The 22,892-nt window shown below is 63.2% G+C and carries 27 protein-coding genes; 13 read left to right on the top strand and 14 right to left on the bottom strand.

Annotated elements, in window-relative coordinates; translation table 11 throughout:
• Nucleotides 1-142: 142 nt before the first annotated feature.
• Both hemJ and hemE read right to left on the bottom strand, forming a co-directional pair.
• Entirely contained in the window at nucleotides 143-691 is a 549-nt protein-coding gene (gene hemJ / locus FJV77_RS14720; RefSeq protein WP_142867511.1) for a protoporphyrinogen oxidase HemJ, read from the bottom strand.
• Nucleotides 691-1,716: a uroporphyrinogen decarboxylase gene (hemE, locus tag FJV77_RS14715; RefSeq protein WP_142867510.1), complete on the bottom strand. Its 1,026-nt coding sequence runs from the start codon at nucleotides 1,714-1,716 to the stop codon at nucleotides 691-693. The genes hemJ and hemE overlap by 1 nt, the downstream gene beginning before the upstream one ends.
• A gap of 404 nt (nucleotides 1,717-2,120) precedes the next feature.
• Between hemE and FJV77_RS14710 the strand changes: the two genes are divergently transcribed.
• The 5 genes from FJV77_RS14710 (at nucleotide 2,121) to dnaQ (ending at nucleotide 6,288) form a co-directional block, all read left to right on the top strand.
• A complete protein-coding gene (locus FJV77_RS14710; RefSeq protein ID WP_142867509.1) occupies nucleotides 2,121-2,942 on the top strand; it encodes a pyruvate, water dikinase regulatory protein in 822 nt (273 codons plus the stop codon).
• A gap of 313 nt (nucleotides 2,943-3,255) precedes the next feature.
• On the top strand, nucleotides 3,256-3,855 hold the full coding sequence (locus FJV77_RS14705) for a Maf-like protein (RefSeq protein ID WP_142867508.1): 600 nt from the start codon (nucleotides 3,256-3,258) through the stop codon (nucleotides 3,853-3,855).
• On the top strand, nucleotides 3,848-4,675 hold the full coding sequence (locus FJV77_RS14700; protein WP_142867507.1) for a shikimate dehydrogenase: 828 nt from the start codon (nucleotides 3,848-3,850) through the stop codon (nucleotides 4,673-4,675). The genes FJV77_RS14705 and FJV77_RS14700 overlap by 8 nt, the downstream gene beginning before the upstream one ends.
• A 13-nt stretch (nucleotides 4,676-4,688) precedes the next feature.
• Nucleotides 4,689-5,273: a dephospho-CoA kinase gene (gene coaE / locus FJV77_RS14695; RefSeq protein WP_142867506.1), complete on the top strand. Its 585-nt coding sequence runs from the start codon at nucleotides 4,689-4,691 to the stop codon at nucleotides 5,271-5,273.
• A 310-nt stretch (nucleotides 5,274-5,583) separates the two neighbouring features.
• Nucleotides 5,584-6,288 (top strand): DNA polymerase III subunit epsilon, encoded by a 705-nt coding sequence (gene dnaQ / locus FJV77_RS14690; RefSeq protein WP_142867505.1) that lies wholly within the window; start codon nucleotides 5,584-5,586, stop codon nucleotides 6,286-6,288.
• Nucleotides 6,289-6,561: 273 nt separating this feature from the next.
• Here dnaQ and secB read toward each other — a convergent pair whose 3' ends face one another.
• Nucleotides 6,562-7,062, bottom strand: coding sequence for a protein-export chaperone SecB (secB, locus tag FJV77_RS14685; protein ID WP_142867504.1), 501 nt, complete (start codon nucleotides 7,060-7,062; stop codon nucleotides 6,562-6,564).
• Nucleotides 7,063-7,219: 157 nt separating this feature from the next.
• Nucleotides 7,220-7,720 carry an FxsA family protein gene (locus tag FJV77_RS14680; protein ID WP_142867544.1) on the bottom strand — a complete coding sequence of 167 codons (501 nt, stop codon included), beginning with the start codon at nucleotides 7,718-7,720 and terminating at the stop codon, nucleotides 7,220-7,222.
• Between the two features lie 197 nt (nucleotides 7,721-7,917).
• Here FJV77_RS14680 and FJV77_RS14675 point away from each other — a divergent pair, with 197 nt between their 5' ends.
• The 4 genes from FJV77_RS14675 to FJV77_RS14660 all read left to right on the top strand — a co-directional run bounded on the left by FJV77_RS14675 (nucleotide 7,918) and on the right by FJV77_RS14660 (nucleotide 10,687).
• Nucleotides 7,918-8,622, top strand: a complete 705-nt coding sequence (locus FJV77_RS14675) for a Tim44/TimA family putative adaptor protein (protein ID WP_142867503.1) — start codon at nucleotides 7,918-7,920, stop codon at nucleotides 8,620-8,622.
• An 81-nt stretch (nucleotides 8,623-8,703) separates the two neighbouring features.
• Entirely contained in the window at nucleotides 8,704-9,804 is a 1,101-nt protein-coding gene (locus tag FJV77_RS14670; protein WP_142867543.1) for a murein transglycosylase A, read from the top strand.
• Complete coding sequence (locus tag FJV77_RS14665) at nucleotides 9,801-10,322, top strand: Smr/MutS family protein (RefSeq protein ID WP_142867502.1); 522 nt, start codon at nucleotides 9,801-9,803, stop codon at nucleotides 10,320-10,322. The genes FJV77_RS14670 and FJV77_RS14665 overlap by 4 nt, the downstream gene beginning before the upstream one ends.
• On the top strand, nucleotides 10,319-10,687 hold the full coding sequence (locus FJV77_RS14660) for a helix-turn-helix transcriptional regulator (RefSeq protein WP_142867501.1): 369 nt from the start codon (nucleotides 10,319-10,321) through the stop codon (nucleotides 10,685-10,687). The genes FJV77_RS14665 and FJV77_RS14660 overlap by 4 nt, the downstream gene beginning before the upstream one ends.
• 65 nt (nucleotides 10,688-10,752) lie before the next feature.
• On the opposite strand, the gene FJV77_RS14655 is transcribed toward FJV77_RS14660, so the two are convergent.
• From FJV77_RS14655 to FJV77_RS14640, 4 genes are all read right to left on the bottom strand, one after another.
• The gene (locus FJV77_RS14655) at nucleotides 10,753-10,977 is read right to left on the bottom strand and encodes a hypothetical protein (RefSeq protein ID WP_142867500.1); all 225 of its coding nucleotides are present in this window, start codon (nucleotides 10,975-10,977) and stop codon (nucleotides 10,753-10,755) included.
• A gap of 307 nt (nucleotides 10,978-11,284) precedes the next feature.
• Nucleotides 11,285-11,902 (bottom strand): transglutaminase-like cysteine peptidase, encoded by a 618-nt coding sequence (locus FJV77_RS14650; protein ID WP_142867499.1) that lies wholly within the window; start codon nucleotides 11,900-11,902, stop codon nucleotides 11,285-11,287.
• A gap of 192 nt (nucleotides 11,903-12,094) precedes the next feature.
• A complete protein-coding gene (locus tag FJV77_RS14645) occupies nucleotides 12,095-13,372 on the bottom strand; it encodes a polyhydroxyalkanoate depolymerase (protein ID WP_142867498.1) in 1,278 nt (425 codons plus the stop codon).
• A gap of 245 nt (nucleotides 13,373-13,617) precedes the next feature.
• Complete coding sequence (locus tag FJV77_RS14640) at nucleotides 13,618-13,977, bottom strand: septal ring lytic transglycosylase RlpA family protein (protein WP_246691261.1); 360 nt, start codon at nucleotides 13,975-13,977, stop codon at nucleotides 13,618-13,620.
• A 301-nt stretch (nucleotides 13,978-14,278) separates the two neighbouring features.
• Between FJV77_RS14640 and FJV77_RS32365 the strand changes: the two genes are divergently transcribed.
• Entirely contained in the window at nucleotides 14,279-14,464 is a 186-nt protein-coding gene (locus tag FJV77_RS32365) for a hypothetical protein (RefSeq protein WP_185970320.1), read from the top strand.
• Between the two features lie 7 nt (nucleotides 14,465-14,471).
• Here FJV77_RS32365 and ssuD read toward each other — a convergent pair whose 3' ends face one another.
• The 5 genes from ssuD to tauA form a co-directional block, all read right to left on the bottom strand.
• On the bottom strand, nucleotides 14,472-15,641 hold the full coding sequence (gene ssuD, locus FJV77_RS14630; protein WP_142867497.1) for an FMNH2-dependent alkanesulfonate monooxygenase: 1,170 nt from the start codon (nucleotides 15,639-15,641) through the stop codon (nucleotides 14,472-14,474).
• Between the two features lie 81 nt (nucleotides 15,642-15,722).
• Nucleotides 15,723-15,905, bottom strand: a complete 183-nt coding sequence (locus FJV77_RS14625; RefSeq protein ID WP_142867496.1) for a hypothetical protein — start codon at nucleotides 15,903-15,905, stop codon at nucleotides 15,723-15,725.
• 23 nt (nucleotides 15,906-15,928) lie between these two features.
• Entirely contained in the window at nucleotides 15,929-16,789 is an 861-nt protein-coding gene (locus tag FJV77_RS14620; protein ID WP_142867495.1) for an ABC transporter permease subunit, read from the bottom strand.
• On the bottom strand, nucleotides 16,786-17,553 hold the full coding sequence (locus tag FJV77_RS14615) for a taurine ABC transporter ATP-binding protein (RefSeq protein WP_142867494.1): 768 nt from the start codon (nucleotides 17,551-17,553) through the stop codon (nucleotides 16,786-16,788). The genes FJV77_RS14620 and FJV77_RS14615 overlap by 4 nt, the downstream gene beginning before the upstream one ends.
• 159 nt (nucleotides 17,554-17,712) lie before the next feature.
• Entirely contained in the window at nucleotides 17,713-18,726 is a 1,014-nt protein-coding gene (gene tauA / locus FJV77_RS14610) for a taurine ABC transporter substrate-binding protein (protein WP_142867493.1), read from the bottom strand.
• Nucleotides 18,727-18,944: 218 nt separating this feature from the next.
• On the opposite strand from tauA, the gene FJV77_RS14605 reads away from it, so the two are divergent.
• From FJV77_RS14605 to FJV77_RS14595, 3 genes are all read left to right on the top strand, one after another.
• On the top strand, nucleotides 18,945-19,553 hold the full coding sequence (locus tag FJV77_RS14605; protein ID WP_142867492.1) for a histidine phosphatase family protein: 609 nt from the start codon (nucleotides 18,945-18,947) through the stop codon (nucleotides 19,551-19,553).
• 431 nt (nucleotides 19,554-19,984) lie between these two features.
• Nucleotides 19,985-20,461: an Rrf2 family transcriptional regulator gene (locus FJV77_RS14600; RefSeq protein WP_142867491.1), complete on the top strand. Its 477-nt coding sequence runs from the start codon at nucleotides 19,985-19,987 to the stop codon at nucleotides 20,459-20,461.
• 16 nt (nucleotides 20,462-20,477) lie between these two features.
• Nucleotides 20,478-21,830 (top strand): FAD/NAD(P)-binding protein, encoded by a 1,353-nt coding sequence (locus FJV77_RS14595; protein ID WP_142867490.1) that lies wholly within the window; start codon nucleotides 20,478-20,480, stop codon nucleotides 21,828-21,830.
• A 396-nt stretch (nucleotides 21,831-22,226) separates the two neighbouring features.
• Here the strand turns inward: FJV77_RS14595 and FJV77_RS14590 are convergent, their stop codons facing one another.
• Nucleotides 22,227-22,421: a hypothetical protein gene (locus FJV77_RS14590; RefSeq protein ID WP_246691260.1), complete on the bottom strand. Its 195-nt coding sequence runs from the start codon at nucleotides 22,419-22,421 to the stop codon at nucleotides 22,227-22,229.
• Between the last annotated feature and the right edge of the window lie 471 nt (nucleotides 22,422-22,892).

Raw genomic sequence — 22,892 nt, 5'->3', positions numbered from 1 at the left:
GGGAGAAAAATATCGGCGGGATGCGACAAATGCCGGGCGCGGCCGAAAATAATGAGGGGCGGCGCATGACGGGAAGGAAGACCCGTCTTTTATCGTCGGTCGGATCAAAGAGCAAGCAGCGTTTTAAGAGGCCTGATCGGCCTCAGAACGGCTTGACGACAACCAGGATCACGATGGCGATCATCAGCAATGTGGGGATCTCGTTGACGATCCGCCAGTGCCTCGCCGGTTTTTCGTTGCGATCTTCGGCGAATTTCCGCACCGCGCCGGCCAGATAGCCGTGAACGGCGGACAACAGCAGCACCAGGCCGATCTTGGCGTGAAGCCAGCCGCCCTGGAAGCCGAAGATTTTCCAGGCGAGCCAGAGGCCGAACACCCAGGTAACGATCATCGCCGGATTGATGATGCCGCGCAGCAGGCGCCGCTCCATCACCTTGAAGGTCTCCGACTGCACCGACCCTTTCTCGGCATCGACGTGATAGACGAACAGCCGCGGCAGATAGAGCATGCCTGCCATCCAGGAAATGACGGCAAGGATATGGATCGCCTTTGCCCAGGGATAGAAACCCTCAGGCGCGACAAAAAACAGAAGTGCGGTGAGAACCACCAGGACAACAATGCCGATGGTCATGCGCACCATTGCCTGACCCGTGCTGCTGACCGCTTTGCCCCTATTGTTCGACTGAGCCATCAGCGTGTCGCGCCCCGCACCTGCTTCACCATTGCCTCGACATGCGCCACCGGCGTCTCCGGCGTGATGCCATGGCCGAGATTGAAGATCAGCGGTCCGTCGCCCAGCGTCTTGAGGATCGCATCGACGCCATCGGACAGGGCTTTGCCGCCAGCCACGAGCCGCAAGGGATCGAGGTTGCCTTGCACGGCGCCACCGGCCTGCAATGCCTTCGCTGCTGCCAGGGGCACGGTCCAGTCGATCCCCAGCCCCGTTACGCCGGTCTTCTCGCGATAGCTCTCATAGCGGGTGCCGGCGCCTTTGGGAAAACCGATGATCGGAACATCAGGGTGGACGGCACGAACCTGCCGGACGATCTCCGCCACCGGCTGGACGCAGAACAGGTCGAACGACGCATCGTCGAGCACGCCGGACCAGGAATCGAAAATCTGCACCACGTCGGCGCCGGCTTCGATCTGGCGGATCAGATAGGCCGCTGAATGATCGGCCAGCACTTTCAGAAGCTGCAGGAACGCGGCCGGCTCGCGATAGGCAAACAGCCTCGCCGGCGCCTGGTCTGGCGTGCCGTGGCCGGCAATCATGTAAGTCGCCACCGTCCACGGCGCACCGCAAAACCCGATCAGCGTCGTCTTCTCAGGCAGTTTTGCCCGCAGCCGCCGAACCGTCTCATAGACCGGTTCGAGATTCACGTGAAACGTTTCGCTGTTGAGAGTCAAAATCTCCGTCGCCGTGATCGGCGTCAGCAACGGCCCGCGGCCCTCTTCGAAGCGGACGTCACGGCCCAGCGCATGGGGCACGACAAGGATATCCGAAAACAGGATCGAGGCATCGAAGCCAAAGCGTTCGATCGGCTGCAGCGACACTTCGACGGCAAGGTCAGGATTGTAGCAGAGATCGAGGAAGGATCCGGCGCGCTTTCGGGTCTCGCGATACTCCGGCAGATAGCGCCCGGCCTGACGCATCATCCAGAGTGGCGGCGGAAACGCTGCCTTGCCCTTCAATACGTCCAGCATGATCCGCCGCATCGAGCGTTCGCCTCTCCCAGGCCTCTTTCTAAATCAAATATCTTATTTCTAAGAATCTTCTGATTCTAAGAGTCTGTTGGTTGTGGTGGTTGTCACCTGTCCCGCTTCGCCTCTGAAAAGGCCAGCCAGCATATTGTCGCGCACTTCCCATTCGGGATTGCAGGAGAATGTGGATGACCGGGATTCGTTTACTGGAGTCAATGGCTTGACGTTCGCCTCGAGAAACGCGCTCTGTGGATGAAGCGCGGGCAACATCGTCCGTCCCCAAAATTGTCCCCAGCCGCCCGACGAAGCCGACAGCGCATCGAATTGTGGACAACCCGCCTTCTGATACAGTCGCTTCCAGGCGGTCGCCTTTCCGGTCCGCGTTTATCCACACAAGCCCACAGCCCCAGGTGCCCCCTGTGAACAAACCCCAAAGCTTCTTCCACCTGCACCTGATTTCCGACGCCACCGGCGAAACGCTGCTGGCGGCCGGCCGGGCAGCCTCGGCGCAATACAAGGATGCGCGCGCCATCGAGCACATCTACCCGCTCATCCGCACCGAAAAGCAGGTGGCGAAAGTGTTCGAGGACATCGAGGAGGAGCCGGGCATCATTCTTTATACGGTTGTCGACCAGAAGCTGGCGCGCGGCATAGACGAGCGTTGTGCCGCCATGGGCCTGCCTTGCGTCTCGGTGCTGGAGCCGGTGCTGACCGTGTTCCAGTCCTATCTCGGCACGCCGGCCGGCCGCCGCGTCGGCGCCCAGCATGTGCTCGACGCCGACTATTTCCGCCGCATCGATGCGCTCAACTTCACCATGGAGCATGATGACGGCCAGCTGCCGCTCAATATGGACGATGCCGACATCGTGCTGGTCGGCATTTCCAGGACATCGAAGACGCCGACCAGCATCTATCTCGCCAACCGCGGCATCAAGACCGCCAACATTCCGATCGTGCTCGGCGTACCGGTGCCCGAAAGCCTGGTCGCCGCCAGCAAGCCACTGATCGTCGGCCTGATCGCCACCGCCGAGCGCATCTCGCATGTCCGCCAGAACCGTATCCTGGGCAATAGCAGCACCTATGAAGCGTCGGATTATGTCGACCGCGCCCTGATCACCGAAGAGCTCGCTTATGCCCGCCAGATCTGCACAAGGCACAACTGGCCGATGATCGACGTTAGCCGCCGCTCGATCGAGGAGACCGCGGCGGCCATCGTTGCCCTCAGGGGGAAGAATAGGTAATTGGAATGGAATGCTGCGTTGGTGATGTCCACCGCTGCGGCGCACGAAACTCACGGCATGGATCCTAGGGTCTGCGCCGCGTCGCTTCGCTCCTGCTCCGCCCTAGGATGACGAATGAGAGGACCGATTCTGCCAATCTCCAACGCTTGTAATTAGCGTCACCCCAGCGTGCCTTCGTCATCCTAGGGCGGAGCAAGGAGCGAAGCGACGCGGCGCAGACCCTAGGATCCATGCCGTTACGCTAGCCGACGAGTGCAACGGTTTTCTACTTGGGTGAATATCTCGGCGGCAGACGGTAATCAGGCAAAAAACAATGACCGAAAAAATCATCCTCGCCTCCGGCAGTCCGTTCCGCAAAGCCATGCTCGTCAATGCCGGGCTCGACATCGAGGCGGTCCCGGCCGATGTCGACGAGCGCGCGCTCGAGGCGCCGTTGCAGGACAGCGACGTGTCGCCGGAGGACGTCGCGCTGATCCTCGCCGAGGCTAAGGCCACCGAGGTCAGCGAGCGCCGGCCCGGCGCGCTGGTTCTCGGCTGCGACCAGACTTTGTCACTGGGAGATGAAGTGTTCCACAAGCCGGCCGACATGGAAGGCGCCCGCCGCCATCTGCTGGCGCTGTCGGGCAAGACCCATCAGCTGAACAGCGCCGCCGTGCTCTGCCGAAACGGCGCTGTGCTGTGGCGCCATGTCGGTGTCGCCAGCCTCACCATGCGCAAGCTCGATCCTGCTTTCATCGGCCGTCATCTGGCCCGTGTCGGCGCCAAGGCGCTGGCGAGCGTCGGCGCCTACCAGATCGAAGGCGAAGGCATCCAGCTGTTCGAAAAGATCGAAGGCGACTATTTCACCATTGTCGGCCTGCCGCTGTTGCCGGTGCTGAAGGAATTGCGGGCGCTCGGAGCCATCGATGGTTGAGAAAAAAGCTTTTGTCACCGGCCATCCGATCGCGCATTCGCGCTCGCCGAAGATCCATGGCTATTGGCTGAAGAAATACGACATCGACGGCAGCTACCGCGCCATCGATGTCGCGCCGGCCGATTTTCCCGCATTCCTGACATCGCTGCAGGCCAATGACTACCAGGGCGGCAACGTCACCATCCCGCACAAGGAGGTGGCCTTTGCCAGGGTCGAGCGCCGCGACGAAGCGGCGGAGATGATCGGCGCCGTCAACATGCTGTGGCTGGAAGACGGCCTGCTGTGGGGCGGCAATTCGGACTGGATCGGCTTTGCCGGCAATCTCGACGAGCATGCGCAGGGCTGGGACAAAAACGGCCCGGCCGTGGTGCTCGGCGCCGGCGGGGCGTCGCGTGCAGTCATCCACGCGCTGAAAGTGCGTGGCGTCAGGGATATCCGCATCGTCAACCGCACCTTGGCGCGGGCGCAGGAATTGGCGGACCGTTTCGGCACCGGCGTCTCGGCGCATGGCGCGGTCGGCGATCTGCTTGCCGATGCCGGCCTGCTCGTCAACACCACGGCGCTCGGCATGCATGGCGATGCCACGCTGGCCGCCGATCCCGCTGGCCTGCCGGGCCACGCCATCGTTTCCGACATTGTCTATGTGCCCTTGGAAACGCCGCTGCTCGCCGCGGCGCGGGCACGCAATTTGAAGACGGTCGATGGTCTCGGCATGCTGCTGCATCAGGCCGTGCCCGGCTTCGAGCGCTGGTTCGGCGAGAAGCCGGACGTCACGCCGGAATTGCGGCAGATGATTGTCGCCGACATTGTTGCGAAATGATGGGCGCCAAACGATGATCGTGCTCGGCCTCACCGGATCGATCGGCATGGGCAAGTCGACGACGGCGAAGATGTTCGCCGACGCCGGCGTGCCTGTGCATGATTCCGACGAGACCGTGCATCGGCTTTATTCCGGCAAGGCTGCGCCCTTGGTCGAAGTAGCCTTTCCCGGCACCACCGTGTCCGGCGTCGTAGACCGTGCGAAATTAGGCGCGCGGGTGCTGGGTGACGCCGCGGCGCTGAAGACTTTGGAGACAATCATCCATCCGCTGGTGCGTGCCGACGCCGATGCCTTTCTGACAAGACACCGCGCGGCCGGCGCGCCGCTGGTCGTGCTCGACATTCCGCTGCTGTTCGAGACCGGCGGGCGCGCCCGGGTCGACAAGGTCGTCGTCGTCACCGCGCCGGCCGACATCCAGCGCGCCCGCGTGCTGGCGCGGCCCGGCATGAGCGAGGAGAAGCTGTCGGCGATCCTGGCCAAGCAGGTGCCCGACGCCGAAAAACGCCGTCAGGCAGATTTCGTCATCGACACGGGTGAAGGGATGGAGGCGGCACGTGCCGCGGTCAAGGCCATCATCGCCGAACTCTCTGGGCGCTGACGCTTTCCCTTCTCCCCTTGTGGGGTGAGAAGCGGTTCGCGCAGCGAACGAAAAGCCAATTGCTTGGCTTTTCGAGCTTCGAACGCCCTGAGCTTGCGAAGGGCCGGGCGGTGGCCAATCCACCCTGCCGGGTCCCCGCTGCTTCGCAGCGTCCCGGCGTTCGCCGGCCTTTCATCGTGCCACTGGCACGAAGAATTCGCCTTCGGCGAACCGGCCGCTCACCCCACAAGGGGAGAAGGGAAAAAGGGCATTACCCATTGCCATTTTGTTCCGCTCTATGATTCTACTCCCTTAGGAGTGAGCTGATTCTATGCGTGAGATCATCTTCGATACCGAAACCACCGGCCTCGACATGCGCGACGACCGCATCATCGAGCTTGGCGGCGTCGAATTGGTCAACCGCTTCCCGACCGGCCGCACCTTCCACAAGTTCATCAATCCGCAAGGGCGCGCGGTCCACCACGAGGCGCAGGCCGTGCACGGCATCAGCGCCGCCGACCTGGTCGGCAAGCCGACCTTCGCCGAAATCGCCGAGGAATGGCTATCCTTCACCGACGGCGCCAAGCTCGTCGCCCACAACGCCAATTTCGACATCGGCTTCCTCAACACCGAGTTCGGCCGGCTCGGCCAGCCGGTCATCGATACGGGGCGCGTCGTCGATACGTTGGCGCTGGCTCGACGCAAGCACCCCATGGGTCCCAATTCGCTCGACGCGCTCTGCCGCCGCTACGGCATCGACAACGGCCACCGCACCAAGCACGGCGCGCTGCTCGATTCCGAACTTCTCGCCGAAGTCTATATCGAGCTCATCGGCGGCAAACAGGCGGCGCTGATCCTCGAAACGGTGGCGGTGCAGGTCAATGCCAATGGTGACGTCGCCGACATCGACATCTCGATCGCCGCCAGGCCGATCGGCCTGCCCTCGCGGCTGACCGAGTCCGAGCGCGCAGCGCACGCCGGGCTGGTCGCAACGCTGGGCGAAAAGGCGCTGTGGCTGAAGGTGGCGGCGGGGTGATTTTCCGCGGGATTAACATCAACCCGTAGCGCCCCTTCGCGCCCCCCTCTGTCCTACCGGACATCTCCCCCACAAGGGGGGAGATCAGACGTCACACCGGCCTTCGCCAATCTCGAGAGTTGTATGGACAGGCGCGGCCGTCGAAGCTGCTGATCTCCCCCCATGTGGGGGAGATGCCTGGCAAGGCAGAGGGGGCGCTGTGCAGTCCTCTCGGCACGAATCCAACAAAAAGCCCGGCACAAGCCGGGCTTTTCAATCCATAGTGGCGAACCCTCAGCTCACCTTGACCTTCGACGCCGCCTGGTCTTCAGCCAGCTTCTGCTGGAACATCTGGGCGAAATCGATCGGGTCGAGCATCAGCGGCGGGAAGCCGCCATTGCGGGTGGCTTCGGCGATGATCTGGCGGGCGAAGGGGAACAAGAGCCGCGGGCATTCGATGAACAGGATCGGCAGCATGTGCTCCTGCGGGAAGCCGGAGATGGCAAAGACGCCACCATAGACGAGCTCGACATTGAACAGCACTTCCTGGTCGAAGGAGGCCTTGGCGTTCAACGTCAGATTGACGTCGAACTGCTTGTCGGAGAGCGGATTGGCGTTGACATTGACGTTGATGGCGATGCCGGGGGCCTTGTCGCGGCCGCGCAGCGAGTTCGGCGCGCCGGGGCTTTCGAAGGACAGGTCCTTCACATACTGGGCAAGCACGTTGAGCGACGGCTGTGCCGTTTCGCCGTTGCCGTTTGCGGCGCCGACCGGCGCGTCATCTTTGCTGGCCATGAGCCTTGATCCTTTTGCCTGGGCAGCAGAGCTGACCGAATTGAAATCGGGCGTTGGCTAGCATGGTCGGCATGACAAGACAAGGTTTGCCGCCTTGTGACCGGAAGGATCAAAACTGTGTTGAGTTTCAGGTCAGACCGGCATCACCTGAATAGCCTCAGTCGTCCTTCAGCCGCCGCCACGGCGAATTATGGTCGGGGCCGCGCTTGAAATCGTCTTCGCGCGAATAATCGCCGTCGTCGAGATCGATGACCTTGTCGCGCGACCTGCCCCGAAAACCGCCGGCGGTGAAATCGGTGGCGACGACGATGCGGCCCTTGAGCCTGCGCCAGGCAAGGTCGCGCACCGGCGGCAGGAACAGAAGCAGGCCGATAATGTCGGTGATGAAGCCGGGAATGATCAAAAGGATCGCGGCGACCACGATCATGGCGCCATGCGCGAGCTGGCGGCTGGGGTCGCCGCCGCCGGCCATCTCGGCGCGCACCCGCGCCATGACACCAAAGCCCTGGTGGCGGAGCAGAAGCACGCCGGCAAGGCTGGAAGCCAGCACCAGGCCGACCGTCGCCAGCGCCCCGATCTCGCGGCCGACAATGACGAAACCGGCGATTTCCAGCAGCGGGAGTGCAAGCACGAACAAAGGGAGGAAGGAAATGCGCAAGTCTTGACCGATCGTTTCCATGTTTTGCCGGACGGCGTACAATCGCCGCTGGCACTGAGGCCGTTAGATAGGTATGCCTGCCTTTGATTTGAATGATTGCGCCATGCGTTCTATATGCTTTGCATGTTGAACGCTATGCGATCGCGGCCCGGATTGGCCGGCGGTCCGGCCAGGTCAGGGATTGATTGGCGAAAGATATGGGATTCTTCGACTTCGGCACCATTTTCTTTCTGATTGCCGCAGTGGTGATCTTTTTCCAGCTGCGCAACGTCCTCGGCCGCCGCACGGGCAGCGAACGCCCGCCCTTCGATCCCTATACGGCCAGCCGCACCGACAAGGACGCGACCCAAAAGCCCGAAAATGTGGTTTCGCTGCCCCGCAAGCGCCTGCCGGGCGAAACGGCTGCCGAAACCTATGCGGCCATCGACGCCTTCGCCAAGCCCGACACCGACCTCAACAAAGGCCTGCGCACGATCAAGGACAATGATCCGTCCTTCGACCCGAAGGGTTTCGTCGACGGCGCCAAGATGGCCTATGAGATGATCGTCATGGCCTATGCCGATGGCGATCGCAAAACGCTGAAGAACCTTTTGTCGCGTGAGGTTTTCGATGGTTTCGTCGCCGCAATAGGCGACCGCGAGGCGAAAGCCGAAAAGATCCAGTCCTCCTTCGTCGGCATCGACAAGGCCGACATCGTCTCGGCCGAGATGAAGGGTGGCGAGGCGCACATCACGCTGCGCATCGTCAGCGAGCTGATTTCGGCGACCCGCGACAAGGCGGGTGCTGTCATCGATGGCGATCCCGAGACAGTGGCCGAGGTCAAGGATGTCTGGACCTTCGCCCGCGACACACGCTCGCGCGATCCGAACTGGAAGCTGGTCGCCACCGAGGAAGAAGACTGAATCTTTGCATGTCGCCCAAAAGTGGGCAGCGGTTTTTGGGATATCGACATGCAGGCAAACATGGCCAGTGGCGGGGCCGCGGTGTCGCTATCGTCCCTTTTCGTCGAGAAATCCTTTGATGATCTTCCCGGCTGGGCTGCGGACGATCACCTTGCCGCCTTCGAAGCCTTCCGCCGTTCGGCCTTTCATGTCCTGACCAAGCCTTATCGCACCGGTTCGCTCGGCGTCCGGTTCGATGCCTTTGCCGGCGCCTATGACGAGGCGCGTTCCGTTTCGCCGGCGAATCGGTCGGCAGCCAAGGATTTCTTCGAGCGTCATTTCGTTCCAGCCAAGGTTCAGGCTGAAAATGCGGGTCTGGTCACCGGCTTCTACGAACCGGAGGTCGAGGCTTCGCCGGTGCGCACGGAAGAATTCACGGTGCCGCTTATGGCGCGGCCGGGCGATCTGATCGACATCGACGGCGCCAACCGTCCCGAGGGCATGGACGAGTATCTGGCCTTCGCCCGTGACACGCCGCAGGGGCCGGTCGAGTATTTCGACCGTGGCCAGATCGAGCGCGGCGCGCTGGCCGGCAAAGGCCTGGAAATCGCCTGGCTTGCGGAAAAAGTCGATGCCTTCTTCATCCATGTGCAGGGCGCGGCGCGGCTGAAGATGACCGATGGTCGGTCTTGCCGCGTCACCTATGCCGCCAAATCCGGCCAGCGTTTTACCGGGCCAGGCAAGATCCTCGCCGATCTCGGCGAGATCCCGCTTGAAAAAGTGACGATGCAGTCGATCCGTGCCTGGTTCAGGGCGCATCCCGATCGCATCGACGAGATCCTCTGGCAGAACCGCTCCTACATCTTCTTTCGCGAAGCAGCGGTCGGCGACGCGACGCTCGGTCCGATCGCCGCCGCCAAGGTGCCGCTGACGCCGGGCCGCTCGGTCGCCGTCGACCGGCTGCTGCACACATTCGGCACGCCGTTCTACATCGATGCACCGACGCTGATGGCCTTCGAGCAAAAACCGTTCCGGCGGCTGATGATCGCGCAGGATACCGGCTCGGCCATCACCGGACCGGCGCGCGGCGATCTCTTCGCCGGTTCAGGCGATGCCGCCGGCGAGATCGCCGGGGTCGTGCGCAACAAGGCGGATTTCTATGCGCTGGTGCCAAGAGTTCTCGTTTCGGAGACGAATCGATGAGCAACCGCCCCGATAGGCTCAGCGAGGACGACCGGGTGTTGTGGAACCTGGTGGCGCGGACCGCCCGGCCGCTGAAGGACAGGATGGCGGTCGACATCCGCGACATCATCGCCGACCCCAAGCCGTCGCAGGCGCCGGTTGCAATCGCGCCGGCCGTCGCCGCCAAGCCGAAGGCGCAACATGTTTCGCACGCGTTGGACGAGCCGACGCTGGACAAGCTGAAGAACGGCCGGCTGCCGATCGAGGGCCGTGTCGATTTGCACGGCATGACCCAGGACGAGGCCTATTCGTTGTTGTTTTCGTTCCTGCACCGGGCGCATGCCGGCGGCATCCGCTATGTCCTGATCATCACGGGAAAAGGTTCGTCGTCGGGCGGCGACGGCGTCTTGCGGCGTGCCGTGCCGGCCTGGCTGTCGACCCCCGCCTTCCGGCCACTGGTCTCCAGCCACGACCACGCCGCCCGCAACCATGGCGGTTCGGGCGCGCTCTATGTGCGTCTCAGGCGGGTCAGCAGATGACGCCGTTCGGCGAAAAGATTCGCGCGCTGAGAATCGAGCGCGGTGTCCGTCAGAAGGATATGGCGCAGGCGATCGGTGTTTCCGCCGCCTATCTGTCGGCGCTGGAACATGGCCGCCGCGGCGCGCCGACCTGGACCCTGATCCAGAAGATCATCGGCTATTTCAACGTCATCTGGGACGACGCTGAGGAACTGGCGCGGCTGGCCGAGGCCTCGCATCCGCGCGTGAAACTCGATACGTCGGGGCTCAGCCCGGCGGCCACCGAACTTGCCAATCTCCTGGCCGAGAACATCGAGAAGCTGGATGAAGCCGAGCTTCGCCGCATCACGGCATCGATCCGGGCGGCGCTTGGACGCACCGGATAGGATGGCATGAGGCGCTTGCCGGCGTTCGCCTTGATTGGAGAGGCGATCGCCGGCGAGACGTTGCATCAGTTCTTGCCGGCAGTGCTGCCACGGCCGCCATTGTCGTGATGGTCGTGGCCATGGCCCTCGTGACCAAGGCAGCTCGAGTCGCCGGCGCCGCAACAACGGCCGGCCCACCAGTCGTTGGTCTGGGTGTTGGAACAGGTGATGGTCTGATCTGCCATGGCCGATCCGGCCAGGGACGACACCGCGACGGCGGCGAGGAAGGCAGTACGCAGGAAAGAAGTCATTGGAAGTCTCCGTGATTGGGTTCTGGTTACGGCTGTGTGTCGCCGCAGGAGACGGTTTGGTTCACGGGAGACTGCAACAAATTTTGGGCAGGCGGTTTGGGAGGCTCAGACTTTCGTCATCCACGGGCGGAGCGGAAGCGAAGCGAACGCGCAGACCCGAGGATCCATGCCGTGAACGACGAGCGCCACGGCGGTGCAGAAGATCCAGTGCCAGACAGGAAATCGCGCTCGGCTATTTCTGCGCTGCAGCGGTCTTGGTCGATGTCACGGCATGGAAGTGATGGATCAGGCCGTCCGTTACTTGATCCTACTGGACCGCGCCGACCAGCAGCTGCTGGCCACCGCGGATTGAGACCCAGCGGCCGGTGTTGTCGATTGCCTGCCGCTTGAGGAAGCGGTAGCCGGTGGCGTCCCAGATCTTCACCTTGTCGGTGAGATTGTCGAGAACGTAGTCGCCCTTGTCGGTGCGCACCGTCAGCACCGCATGGCCTTCGCCGTCCGGCTTGCGCACGACGGTGATCAGGAGATCGGCCAGCGACACGCCGAACCGGTAGAGCTGGCGGCGCTTTTCCAGCACATAGTCCTCGCAATCGCCGACGCCCTTGTCGGGATAGGCCCAGACTTCATCCTTGCCGTAAATGTCGTAATCGCTCATCGGCTTGACGGCGGCGTTGACCCTGGATGTCACGCTGATCAGCTTGCGCATGAAGGCGTCGGTCATCGCAGCCGGGTTAAGATTGCTTGGCCGGATCAAGCATTCGCCCGGATTGGACTTGCAGAAATCATAATGGCCGATCGGCTGCGAGGTCATGCCGCCGGTCGCCATGGCGCCGCCCGCCGATGCCGGCGCCGCCCAGCATCCCAAAACCGCAAGCCCTGTTGCCGCGCACAAGCGCAGCGTCCGTGCCATCGCTGAGGAAGTCATTGTCCCCGTTCACCCTTGTTGTTAACGAAAGGTTAAAGGGGATTTACAGTCCGTGTCAATTATGGGGGGAGGCAGATTTTCCGGCATGGTTACCCGCGCCCGCCCGACAGCGTCTATTGTGCAACAGAACGCCTGCGGCGTGCGAAGTCGCCCCGCTTCTGCAGGCAATGCACGCCACAGCTGTATCGAGCCTCAACCCTTGGCGGAGCGGACCAGCCTCGGTTTCACCGCAACGCGGTTCTGCCGGCCGTAGCTGGCGATGAAATCGACGATGCGCGGCACGATTTCCGAGCGGAAACGCGAGCCGTTGAAAACGCCGTAATGGCCGACGGCCGGCTGCATGTAGTGGGCATGCCGGTCGGCCGGAATGTTGGGGCAGAGGTCGTGCGCGGCCTGGGTCTGGCCGAGACCGGAAATATCGTCGTTCTCGCCCTCGACCGTGAACAGCGCGACGTTGCGGATCGCCTTGGTGTCAACGATTTCGCCGCGATGCATCATCTCGCCCTTGGGCAGGGCATGGCGCACGAACACCGTGTCGACGGTCTGCAGATAAAACTCCGCCGTCAGGTCCATCACCGCCAGATATTCGTCGTAGAAGTCGCGGTGCTTCTCGGCATTGTCGCCGTCATGCTTGACCAGGTGCATGAAGAAGTCCTTGTGGGCGATGATGTGGCGGTCGAGGTTCATGCTCATGAAGCCCGACAGCTGCAGGAAGCCCGGATAGACCTCGCGGCCGAAACCCGGCACCGGCCAGGGCGCGTTCATGATGACGTTGTCGCGGAACCAGTCGATGCCCTTTTCCTTGGCCAGAAGGTTGACCGCGGTCGGGTTGCGGCGGGTGTCGATCGGCCCGCCCATCAGCGTCATGGTCGAGGGCACGAAGGGATCGCCACGCTTTTCCATCAGCGCCACCGCCGCCAGCACCGGCACCGAAGGCTGGCACACCGCCATCACATGGGTGTCAGGTCCCAGCGCATGCAGCATGTCGATGATGTAGTCGATGTAGTCGTCGAGGTCGAAATGGCCGTCGGTCAGCGGCACCATGCGGGCATCGACCCAGTCGGTGATGTGCACGTCGGCATAAGGCAGCATCGCCTCGACCGTGCCGCGCAGCAGCGTCGCATAATGGCCCGACATCGGCGCCACGATCAAAAGCTTCGGGTCGGCCTTGCGCCCGGCAGACACGGACCGTTCGAAGCGGGTGAGATTGCAGAACGGCTTCGACCACACCGTCTTTTCTGAGACCTCGACACTCTTCCAGTCGACCACGGTCTTGGTCAGGTCGAAATGCGGCTTGCTGTAGCGGCGCGTCGTGCGCTCGAACAATTCAGCGGACGCAGCCACCGAGCGACCCCATGGCGTGTGCGAAAACGGATTAAGCGGGTTGCGGTAGAACAGCCGCACCGCATCGGCGTAGAGCCGCGCAGGCTGCAGGGCGGCATGGTTCATTTCGTAGAGCTGGTAGAACATCAGGTACTCCGCAGCTGCCGTGACCGAAGGGACGACGAGCAGCGCCGATCCTTGAATGTCTCGCGCGGAGGTTAACAAGATATTGCTGCGACGCAATACGTCACGTGGCGTGACATATGCAATTCTTTGGTCCAAGGCCTTGAGAATCCGCTTCGAACGGGGCCAGCCGGCTCAATGTGCAGCTGCGAAAGCGCGGCCGTCGGATATAGGATGCGTCCGGCCCGAATGGGCCGGACCTGGACAGATCAGACGCGCGCCATGCAGACGGAGGTATGGCCGGAGCCGATGAAGCCGAGCTGGCCGGCGGCGCCCTTCGACAGGTCGAGCACGCGGCCCTTGATGAACGGGCCGCGGTCGTTGATGCGCACGACGACGCTGCGGCCATTGTTCTGGTTGGTCACCTTCAGCCTGGTGCCGAAGGGCAGGCTGCGATGCGCGGCGGTCATTGCCGACGGGTTCATGCGCTCGCCATTGGCGGTCCGGGAGTGCAGTGCGTACCAGGAAGCACGGCCGCATTGGCCGGCGGCGGAGGAGGCGGATGCGCCGACCATCAGGCCAGCCGCGATCGTTACCGCGACAAGCGCGGTTTGGTTCTTCTTGTTCACTTGGGAGGCTCCTTTTACAGACCTCAGCCGGTAAGTGCTGAATAAGGCAGGAAATGCGGCAGGTATCTGGCGGTTCCGTGGCACTGGCACACGTTTGGAGTCACTGGGAAACAGTTTGTCAGGGGGTTATCGCGATGTGCCGGGGGTATTTCAGGCGGCTTTCGCGCGATCGTGCAGATACCTTCAGCAAGATAAGGTTTTAATATACAAGTAAGAACACGTGCGACTGGACCTCTTCCTTTCGCTCTTTCATCACTGCCATGACGCAGTTGACGATCGACTTGGGAAAGGAATCTCGGCCATGAGACTGTTCAGATATCTGCTGGCCTTGATCGTTTTGGCCATCGGCGCGCTGTGGACGCTGCAAGGCCTCGGCGTGGTCGGCGGCAGCTTCATGACGGGCCAGTCGCAATGGCTCTATATCGGCATCGTCACCATACTGGTTGGCCTGGTCGGGATGGTGTGGGCGAGCCGCTCGCGCAGTTAAGCCGAGTCTATGACGAAGCCTGCAGGCGGCTGGCGCCGTGGAAGCCGACCGCGAATTCATTGGCGATGTTTTCATGCGCCTGCGCCCGTTTGGTCCCTAGCCCAAGCCGCGGGAACAGAAGCTCGGCGACGCGGTAGGCTTCCTCGAGATGCGGGTAGCCGGAGCCGATGATGGTGTCGATGCCGATCGACTGATACTCGCGTATGCGCTCGACGATTTGCTCCGGCGAACCGACCAGCGCGGTGCCGGCCCCACCGCGCACCAGGCCGACGCCGGCCCACAGATTGGGCGAAACCACGAGCCTGTCGCGGCGGCCGCCATGCAGTTCGGCCATGCGCCGCTGGCCGACGGAATCCATCTCCTTGGTGAAGCGAGCCTGGGCGTTTTCGATCTGCGCGTCGGTGACATGGCTGATCAGCCGGTCGGCGGCGCGCCAGGCTTCGTCCTCGGTTTCGCGGACGATGAAATGCAGCCGGATGCCGAAACGCAGTTTCCGGCCGCGCCGTTCGGCCTTCTTGCGCGCCGCGCTGAGCTTTTCGGCCACCTGAGCCGGCGGTTCGCCCCACGTCAGGTACATGTCGACCAGATCGGCGGCGAGCTCCTGGCCGGCATCCGACGAACCGCCGAAATAGAGCGGCGGCCGCTCCTGGCTGGGCAAAAGATCGAGCCGGCCATTGTCGACACGGTAGTATTTACCGTTGAAATTGACACGCTCCCCCGACACCAGCGCGCGCCAGATGGTCAGGAATTCATGTGCCTGGGCATAGCGTTCGTCATGCGGCAGGAAGACGCCGTCGCCGGCCAGCTCCGTCGGGTTGCCGCCGACCACGACATTGAGCAGCAGGCGGCCATTGCTCAGCCGATCAAGCGCCGCCGTCTGGCGCGCCGCGAAGGTCGGCAGCGTCACTCCGGGCCGCAGCGCCACCAGGAATTTGAGCTTTTCGGTCAGCGCCGCAAGGCCAGAGGCGGTGATCCAGGAATCCTCGCAATTTTGCCCGGTCGGCAGCAGCACGCCTGGAAAGCCGAGCCGGTCGACCGCTTGCGCGATCTCCTTGAAATACGCGAACTCCGGCGGCCGCTGCTGCTGTTCAGAACCGAGATAGGAGCCATCGCCATGCGTCGGAATGAACCAGAAGAAATCGAGCGGCTTGGCTTGCGGGCTGATTTGGGCGGCCATGATGAAATCCTCAAAAACTAGAAACGGCAAAGACGCCGGGTGTTTCGCGCCCGGCGCTGCACGATAAATTTTCCGCCAGGCTCACTGCGACCAATACTGCCAGGCCCAGTAGAAACCCTCGTCGCGTGGCGGCAGGCGGTCGCGGTCGGCGTCGAGCTGCACCGGCGCCGGTGATTTTGGCTGCAGCTCCAGCCGAGGCTTCTCCCGCCAAGCGAGCAGCCAGTTGCCGAGATGGGCGAACAGCACGGCGGTGGATTGGGTCATCGTCATTCTCCTTCTGCTCCCGGTCAGTCCTTTCCCGCCCACGGAACCAGCTGACGCTCAATCCGGCGGATGATGAATTCCAGCACAAAGGCTATGGTCGCGATCACCAGAATGCCCATCACCACGACATCGGTGACCAGGAACTGGGCGGCCGACTGGATCATGAAGCCGAGGCCGCGCGTCGCCGCCACCAGCTCGGCCGCGACCAGCGTCGACCAGCCGGCGCCGAGCGCGATGCGCAGGCCGGTCAGGATCGACGGCAGCGCGCTAGGCACGATGACGTGACGCACCACCTGGACCCGTGTTGCGCCGAGCGAGCGCGCCGCATTAATACGCTCCTGCGACACGCCGCGCACGCCCGATGCGGTCGACAGCGCCACCGGCGCCAGCATGGCAATGGCGATGACCAGGATCTTTGACGGTTCGCCGATACCAAACCAGATGATGACCAGCGGCAGATAGGCGAGCGGCGGGATCGGCCGCAGGAATTCGAGCAGCGGATCGAAGATGCCGCGCCCGACCGTCGAAATGCCGATGGCGAGGCCGACGGGGACGCCGATGACGATGGCCGCGACCAGTGCCGCGAACACACGGCCGAGGCTGGCGACAATATGTTGTAGCAGAGTGGCGTCGACGAAGCCGTCGCGGGCGACGACAATGAATTTGGTCCACACGGCGGCGGGCGAGGGCAAAAACACCGGCGACACCAGCTGCAGGCGGGCCGACAGCGCCCAGGCCGCCAGCACGACCAGAATGGTAACGGCGCTGACCGCGCGGGAAGAGATCCAGCTGCGTTTAGGCCGCGGCCGCGACCACGGCACCGAGATGGTATCGGTTTCGCCGGCCTTGATGGTCGGCCGCTCATTGTACGAGGTGACGCTCATGCCGGCTCTCCTTCGAAGATCGCATCGGTCAGTTCGCCGCGCGCCGCGGCAAAGGCAGGGTCGGCCTTGATGGAGCGGATGGGCTCGCCTGAGGCATAGCGCCGGCTGAAACCGGTCTCGAATGTCCGCACCACGCGTCCCGGTCCGGGCGCCAGCACAATGATGCGGGTGGCCAGCACCAGCGCCTCCTCGATGCCGTGGGTCACCATCAACACGCCGACCTGGGCGGCGGTCCACAAATCGAGGAGCGTCGTCTGCATGCGCTCGCGTGTCAGTGCATCGAGCGCGCCGAGCGGCTCATCGAGCAGCAGGAATTCCGGTTCGGCGGCGAGCGCGCGGGCCAACCCCACGCGCTGGCGCATGCCGCCCGACAATTCCCAGATGTGCTTGTCGCCGACGCCCTCGAGTTTCACCAGCTTGAGCAGGTCGTCGGCACGGCGTCCTCGCTCCGCCTGCGGCACGCCGCGCAGCCGTAGCGCAAAGGCGACGTTTTCACGCGCCGTCAGCCAGGGAAACAAAGCATCGTTTTGGAACACCACGGCGCGGTCCGGGCCTGGACCGGTGATCGGTGAGCCGCCGATGGTGGCTACACCACGCGCGGGCTCGACCAGGCCGGCGGCGACATTGAGCAGCGAGGTCTTGCCGCAACCGGAGCGGCCGACCAGCACGACGAAATCGCCCTTGGCGACATCGATCGATACCCGCTCGACGGCCGGCTGGCCGTCATAGTGAACCGAGACCTTGTCTAGGACGAGATGGGGCATGGAACAGGCTCCGAAAGAGATCAGCCTGCCCCGAAACCGCTCCTCGTTTAGCGGCTCCGGGACAGGCAACACGCGGCGTCAGGGAAGAAGAAACCGCGCGTGTCACGAGAGCGCCGCGTGTCCGCCAGGGCACGCAAAGGACGCTTTAAAACTCAGGTGTCAGTTCGAAGCCAGGGCTTCGGTGACGTATTTCGACGACACGTATTTCGAATAGTCGGGCAGCACGGCGTCGATCTTGCCCTGCTCCTTGAGGAAGGCCGACGCCGCCTCGATCGCCTTGACCGTGCCGCCGCCGAGGAATTTTTCCGACGCCTGCTCTTCCAGCGTCGGGAAGACGTAGCCTTTGAGCAGCTGTGGCACTTCTTCCAGCCTGGCGCCGGTAAGCTTGGCGATCTTTGCAGCCTCCGGCGACGACACCGACCAGGCGTCCGGCTTGGCCAGGAACTGGGCATAGGATTCGCCGGTCACCTTGACGAAGTCGCGCACGGCTTCCGGGTTCTTTTCGGCAAAGTCGGTGCGCACGATCCAGGCGTCGAAGGTCGGCGCGCCCCAGGCGGCAACCTGCGAGGAGTCCAGCACCACCTTGCCGGAGGTCTTGATCTGGCCGAGCGCCGGATCCCAGACATAGGCGGCGTCGATGTCGCCGCGGGCGAAGGCGGCGGCGATTTCCGGCGGCCTGAGATTGAGGATCTCGACCGACTTCGGATCGACGTTTTCATGCTTCAGCGCCGCGAGCAGGCTGTAATGCGTGGTCGACACGAACGGCACCGCCACCTTCTTGCCGGCGAGGTCGGCGATCTTCTCGATGCCGGAGCCGTTGCGGGCAACCAGCGCTTCGGATTCGCCGATCAGGCCGACGACGAAGATGGTCTGGATCGGCAGTTCTCGGCTGGCGGCAGCGGCCAGCGGGCTCGAGCCGACATAGCCGATATCGACCGAGCCGGAGGCGACGGCGGCGATGACATCGGCGCCGGAATCGAATTTGCGCCAGTCGATCGTGGCCTTGGTCGCCTTTTCATAGGCGCCGTCAGCCTGCGCTACTTTCGAAGGTTCCACCACCGTCTGGTAGCCGATGGTGATCTTGAGGTCCTGCGCCTGGGCCGGGCCGAGGAAGGCCGCACCCGCCAAGGCTGCCGACGACAGGAGAATAATGCGTCGCGAAATGCTGGACATGAAAGGCTCCATGAAATGAGAAAAACCGGATGCCTGTTCATAGTCAGCTAATTCTATCGTTGTTGTAGAGTTAAATCCTTCCAAGCAAGACGCGCTTGTTAGAAAAAAGCCACCGGCCGATACCCGTCAATGAACCGTGATACTCTACACGCGACCGTGTAGAGCCGGCGCAAACCATCAATCCGCCGGCCCGGCTGGCCGGAAAGAGGCAGCTTTTCATGCTGGTACGCCTGACCCTGATCTGCAGCGGCGCAACGCCCGCCATGCGCAAGGGGTCGTTCCCCCTCGACGAGGCGCTGGAGCCGCGATCTTTGGCGCTGGCGGCAACGATGACCCTGCGCGGTGCCGACCGGGTCTGGACCGGCCCGGCGCTGCGCGCCCGCCAGACCGCCGAGGCGATGGGGCTCAAACCGTCGGTCGAGCCGCTGCTGGCCGAGCAGGATTTTGGCAGCTGGGCCGGCAAGGGTTTCGCGGAGGTGCAGGCGCTTGATCCCAACGGCGTCGCCGCCTGGCTCGGCGATGCCGAGGCCGCTCCGCATGGCGGCGAGTCGCTGGCCGATGTGGCGCGTCGCACCGCGAGCTTCTTAGACGACCTGATTCGGACGAGCGGCCACACCGTCGCGGTCACACATGCCAGCGTCATCCGTGCGGCCATCGTTCACGTCCTCGGTGCGCCCCTTGCGGCCTGCCGCAGGATCGATGTCGAGCCGCTCAGCCTGACCGATTTGCGCAGCGACGGCCACCGCTGGATGCTGCGCTCGAGCGGCATACCGGTGGCCAAACCCGCCAAGTCTGACAAGGTGCAACGCGACGGCGCCCAGTCCTGAGCGGAGGGTTGGGCCCCGCCCATACCGATCTTGGTCGCCCACAGCGAACGAGATTGCGCGCAGCGCCTTGGCTGAGCAAATCCATGCTGCAAATAGCCGCCGATTTGAAAACACGTTCCGACGGTTCGGGGGTAAGTATAGTAATCTTATCGACATTGAGGAATGGAGGAGACGATGCGCGGCCACTCTGCCACCATGATCGCTCGCGGCATCCGCCTGCCTTTGCGGCCCAGTCTGTGACCTTAACGGCACAAAGCCCCGCTAAAGTCCCCTCTGCGGCGTGAAAACGAAGCAAAATCAAGGTTTCTCGACTTGTATATCATGTCACTAGAATTTATGTCTCGAAGCAGCTTGCACGCGGAGGGGAGGCACGTCAGGCGTTTCGCAACCGATGGTTTCGAGCCATCGCCTGACAGGGAAACGTTCACTCTATGCTCACCAAAAAAGGCAAGTACGGGCTCAAGGCGCTGGTCCATCTGGCGCAACTGCCGGCCGGTCAGCTCGCCTTCGTCGGCGACATCGCCAGCGGCAACAACATCCCGAAGAAATTCCTCGACGCCATTCTCGGCGAATTGCGCAATGCCGGCTTCGTCCAGAGCCGCAAGGGCAAGGAAGGCGGCTATCGCCTGGCGCGCCCGGCCGACGAGATCAAGGTCGGCCATGTCGTGCGCGTGCTCGACGGACCGCTGGCACCCATCCCGTGCGCCAGCCGCACCCAGTATCAGCGCTGCGAAGACTGCAATGAGGCGACATGCCAAGTCCGACATCTGATGCTCGAGGTCCGGCAGGCGATCGCCGAGGTGCTCGACCAGCGCACGCTGGCCGAGATGCGCGACATCGTCCTCGACGACCTTACGGTCGCGAGGGGCATCGACGGCCTGCCGCTGACGCAAAAGGTCCTCGCCTGAATCTGAGCGTGCGCGCATGAGTGTCGGGCGCACCAATTCGATCATTGTAGTCGGCGGCGGCGCCAGCGGCGTCGTGCTTGCCGCGCATCTCCTCAAATCGCCCCACCCCGATCTGCGCGTGACGCTGATCGAAAAACGTCCGCATTTCGGCCAGGGCATCGCCTATTCGACGCTCTTGTCGGCACATGTGCTCAATGTCAGCGCGGCAGGGATGAGCGCCTATGCCGACGATCCCGGCAATTTCTGGCGCTGGCTGCAGGCGCGCGGCCTGGTGAGCCAGGAGCAGACGCCGCAGACACCATTCTACGCGCCGCGCAGCGTCTATGCCCGCTATCTCAAGGAACTTTTGGACGAACTCGAAGTGCGGGAAAAGGGAACCGGCCGCCTGCGCCTGATCCGCGAGGAGAGCCTGTCGATCTCGCCGACCTCTTCCGGCGTCGAGGTGACGCTGGCCAACGGCACCAGCGTGGTGGCGCATCTGGCGGTGCTTGCCACCGGCCATGACGAACAGCCCGGCGCCGGCCAGGGCCACGCCATCCGCATGGGCACCGAGGCCGACACCGCGCTCGATCCTGAAGCCCGCGTGCTGGTGCTGGGCACCGGGCTGAGTATGGTCGACGCCTTCCTGTCGCTCGAGCAGCGTGGCCACAAGGGCGAGATCGTCGCCGTGTCGCGGCGCGGCCTGCTGCCGTCGCCGCACCGCAAGGGCAACCCGATCAAGCTCGACGTCGCCGACATTCCGTTCGGCACCCAGCTGTCCTATTTCGTCGGCTGGTTCCGCGACCTGATCCGCGAAAACCAGAAAGCCGGCATCGACTGGCGCGACGTCGTCGATGGTCTGCGGCCCTTCAACCAGAAGATCTGGCAGAACTGGCCATCCTCGGCCAAGCGTCGCTTCGTCGAGCACACCAAAGCCTGGTGGGATATCCACCGCCACCGCCTGGCGCCGGAGGTGCATGCCCGTGTCACCGAGGCGGTGCGCACCGGCCGCATCCGGCCCGTCGCCGGCCGTGTCGTCGGCATCGAGGCGGGCGATGGCTTCTCCATCGACATCCAGTCACGCCACACGCAGGCGCTCGAGACGCTCCAGGTCGCCCGCATCTACGATTGCACGGGCATCGCCAGGGACATCTCGACGACATCGAACAGTGTCGTGCGCTCGCTGGTCGACCGCGGCCTGGCGCGGCCCGACCCGCTGCGGCTTGGCCTCGATGTCTCGGCCAAATGCGAAATCATCGCCGGCGACGGTTCGGTTTCAGCCAAGATCCTCGCCGTCGGACCGCTGACCCGGGGAACCTTCTTCGAGATCGATGCCATTCCGGATATTCGCGTGCAATGCGCGCGGCTGAGCAAGCAATTGCTGGGCTAAAGCAATTCCCGGAAAGACTATGAATCTGACAGATCCGTATTCGGCTCGACTGGAGAGTGCTTTCCGCGATCGCCCTATGGGCTACCCGGCGGCAGGCAAAAGAATGGCCGGTGCGGAGGATGCTTGGGTTGAAAGCGTGCCGCACCGGCCATTGCGGGATTAGGCTTGGATTTTGGGATCGTCGCCCCGCACTGGCAAAGCTACATATATATTAGCTGTATCTCAATTAAGACTGAAGTCCCTGCCGTAATGGGACGTCTGGACACCATTTCTGGGAAAAGTGTGAGCGCATACCCAGGGAAGTGCGTCAAAACCAAAGAGAGAGCGTTCAGCCGCCCAATGCCTCACACACCAGGCGCGCGGTCTCTGTGCCGGAAAAATTCTGCTGGCCGGTGATCAGATTGCCGTCGCGCACGGCAAAGCCGCGCCACGGCCCGCCTGGATGTAGTTGGCGCCGATCGCTTTTAGTTCATCCTCGATCCGCCATGGCATCAGATGCTTGCCGCGTTCCAGCGCGCCCATCGCCCAGGTCGCGCCCCGCGCCGACGAGGCCGTGTTCGACAAGCTGACCATGTCGGCTTTCGATTCCACGTCGCTCTGCTTTGCACTCCGCGATTGCGGCGGCAACGAACGAGATGGTGCGTTGGGGCGGGGGGTTGCAGCTGTCGAGATAACCAACGAGGTCGCACCCTACGACGCCCCCCTCTGTCCTGCCGGACATCTCCCCCACAAGGAGGGAGATTGGCAGCTTCGACCTTGGCGCCTTCTTTCGACGTCGAAAATTAGCGAAAGCCGCCGCGACATCCGATCTCCCCCCAAGTGGGGGAGATGGCCGGCAGGCCAGAGGGGGGCGCTGTCCCGCGACCTTGCAGCGACTTTGCGCAGCGGCACGGCTGGAATTTCATTCCGCATCTGGCCAGTTGATTGGCACGATCTATCTTCTTTCCAACTGTAAACGGCTGGAAAAGAGGCTACGTTTGCCGCTCTGCCGGCTGAATCAAAGAAGTAGAGCATGATGTCGTCCGAAATCCGCTCCGCACTTTTCGGCATCATGCTCTTGGC

Origin of the sequence: Mesorhizobium sp. WSM4306 (assembly GCF_007003975.1) — a bacterium.
Classification (GTDB): domain Bacteria; phylum Pseudomonadota; class Alphaproteobacteria; order Rhizobiales; family Rhizobiaceae; genus Mesorhizobium.
This window is presented reverse-complemented; position numbering and strand designations above follow the sequence as displayed.

Coding starts and splice junctions, on each gene's coding strand:
- FJV77_RS14655 (WP_142867500.1), bottom strand. CDS start 10,977: ATGACTTCTTTCCTGCGTACTGCCTTCCTCGCCGCCGTCGCGGTGTCG.
- FJV77_RS14595 (WP_142867490.1), top strand. CDS start 20,478: ATGAGTGTCGGGCGCACCAATTCGATCATTGTAGTCGGCGGCGGCGCC.
- FJV77_RS14675 (WP_142867503.1), top strand. CDS start 7,918: ATGGGATTCTTCGACTTCGGCACCATTTTCTTTCTGATTGCCGCAGTG.
- FJV77_RS14605 (WP_142867492.1), top strand. CDS start 18,945: ATGCTGGTACGCCTGACCCTGATCTGCAGCGGCGCAACGCCCGCCATG.
- FJV77_RS14705 (WP_142867508.1), top strand. CDS start 3,256: ATGACCGAAAAAATCATCCTCGCCTCCGGCAGTCCGTTCCGCAAAGCC.
- FJV77_RS14620 (WP_142867495.1), bottom strand. CDS start 16,789: ATGAGCGTCACCTCGTACAATGAGCGGCCGACCATCAAGGCCGGCGAA.
- FJV77_RS32365 (WP_185970320.1), top strand. CDS start 14,279: ATGAGACTGTTCAGATATCTGCTGGCCTTGATCGTTTTGGCCATCGGC.
- FJV77_RS14660 (WP_142867501.1), top strand. CDS start 10,319: ATGACGCCGTTCGGCGAAAAGATTCGCGCGCTGAGAATCGAGCGCGGT.
- FJV77_RS14600 (WP_142867491.1), top strand. CDS start 19,985: ATGCTCACCAAAAAAGGCAAGTACGGGCTCAAGGCGCTGGTCCATCTG.
- FJV77_RS14645 (WP_142867498.1), bottom strand. CDS start 13,372: ATGTTCTACCAGCTCTACGAAATGAACCATGCCGCCCTGCAGCCTGCG.
- tauA (WP_142867493.1), bottom strand. CDS start 18,726: ATGTCCAGCATTTCGCGACGCATTATTCTCCTGTCGTCGGCAGCCTTG.
- FJV77_RS14625 (WP_142867496.1), bottom strand. CDS start 15,905: ATGACCCAATCCACCGCCGTGCTGTTCGCCCATCTCGGCAACTGGCTG.
- secB (WP_142867504.1), bottom strand. CDS start 7,062: ATGGCCAGCAAAGATGACGCGCCGGTCGGCGCCGCAAACGGCAACGGC.
- hemJ (WP_142867511.1), bottom strand. CDS start 691: ATGGCTCAGTCGAACAATAGGGGCAAAGCGGTCAGCAGCACGGGTCAG.
- FJV77_RS14650 (WP_142867499.1), bottom strand. CDS start 11,902: ATGACTTCCTCAGCGATGGCACGGACGCTGCGCTTGTGCGCGGCAACA.
- hemE (WP_142867510.1), bottom strand. CDS start 1,716: ATGCGGCGGATCATGCTGGACGTATTGAAGGGCAAGGCAGCGTTTCCG.
- coaE (WP_142867506.1), top strand. CDS start 4,689: ATGATCGTGCTCGGCCTCACCGGATCGATCGGCATGGGCAAGTCGACG.
- FJV77_RS14665 (WP_142867502.1), top strand. CDS start 9,801: ATGAGCAACCGCCCCGATAGGCTCAGCGAGGACGACCGGGTGTTGTGG.
- ssuD (WP_142867497.1), bottom strand. CDS start 15,641: ATGGCCGCCCAAATCAGCCCGCAAGCCAAGCCGCTCGATTTCTTCTGG.
- dnaQ (WP_142867505.1), top strand. CDS start 5,584: ATGCGTGAGATCATCTTCGATACCGAAACCACCGGCCTCGACATGCGC.
- FJV77_RS14700 (WP_142867507.1), top strand. CDS start 3,848: ATGGTTGAGAAAAAAGCTTTTGTCACCGGCCATCCGATCGCGCATTCG.
- FJV77_RS14615 (WP_142867494.1), bottom strand. CDS start 17,553: ATGCCCCATCTCGTCCTAGACAAGGTCTCGGTTCACTATGACGGCCAG.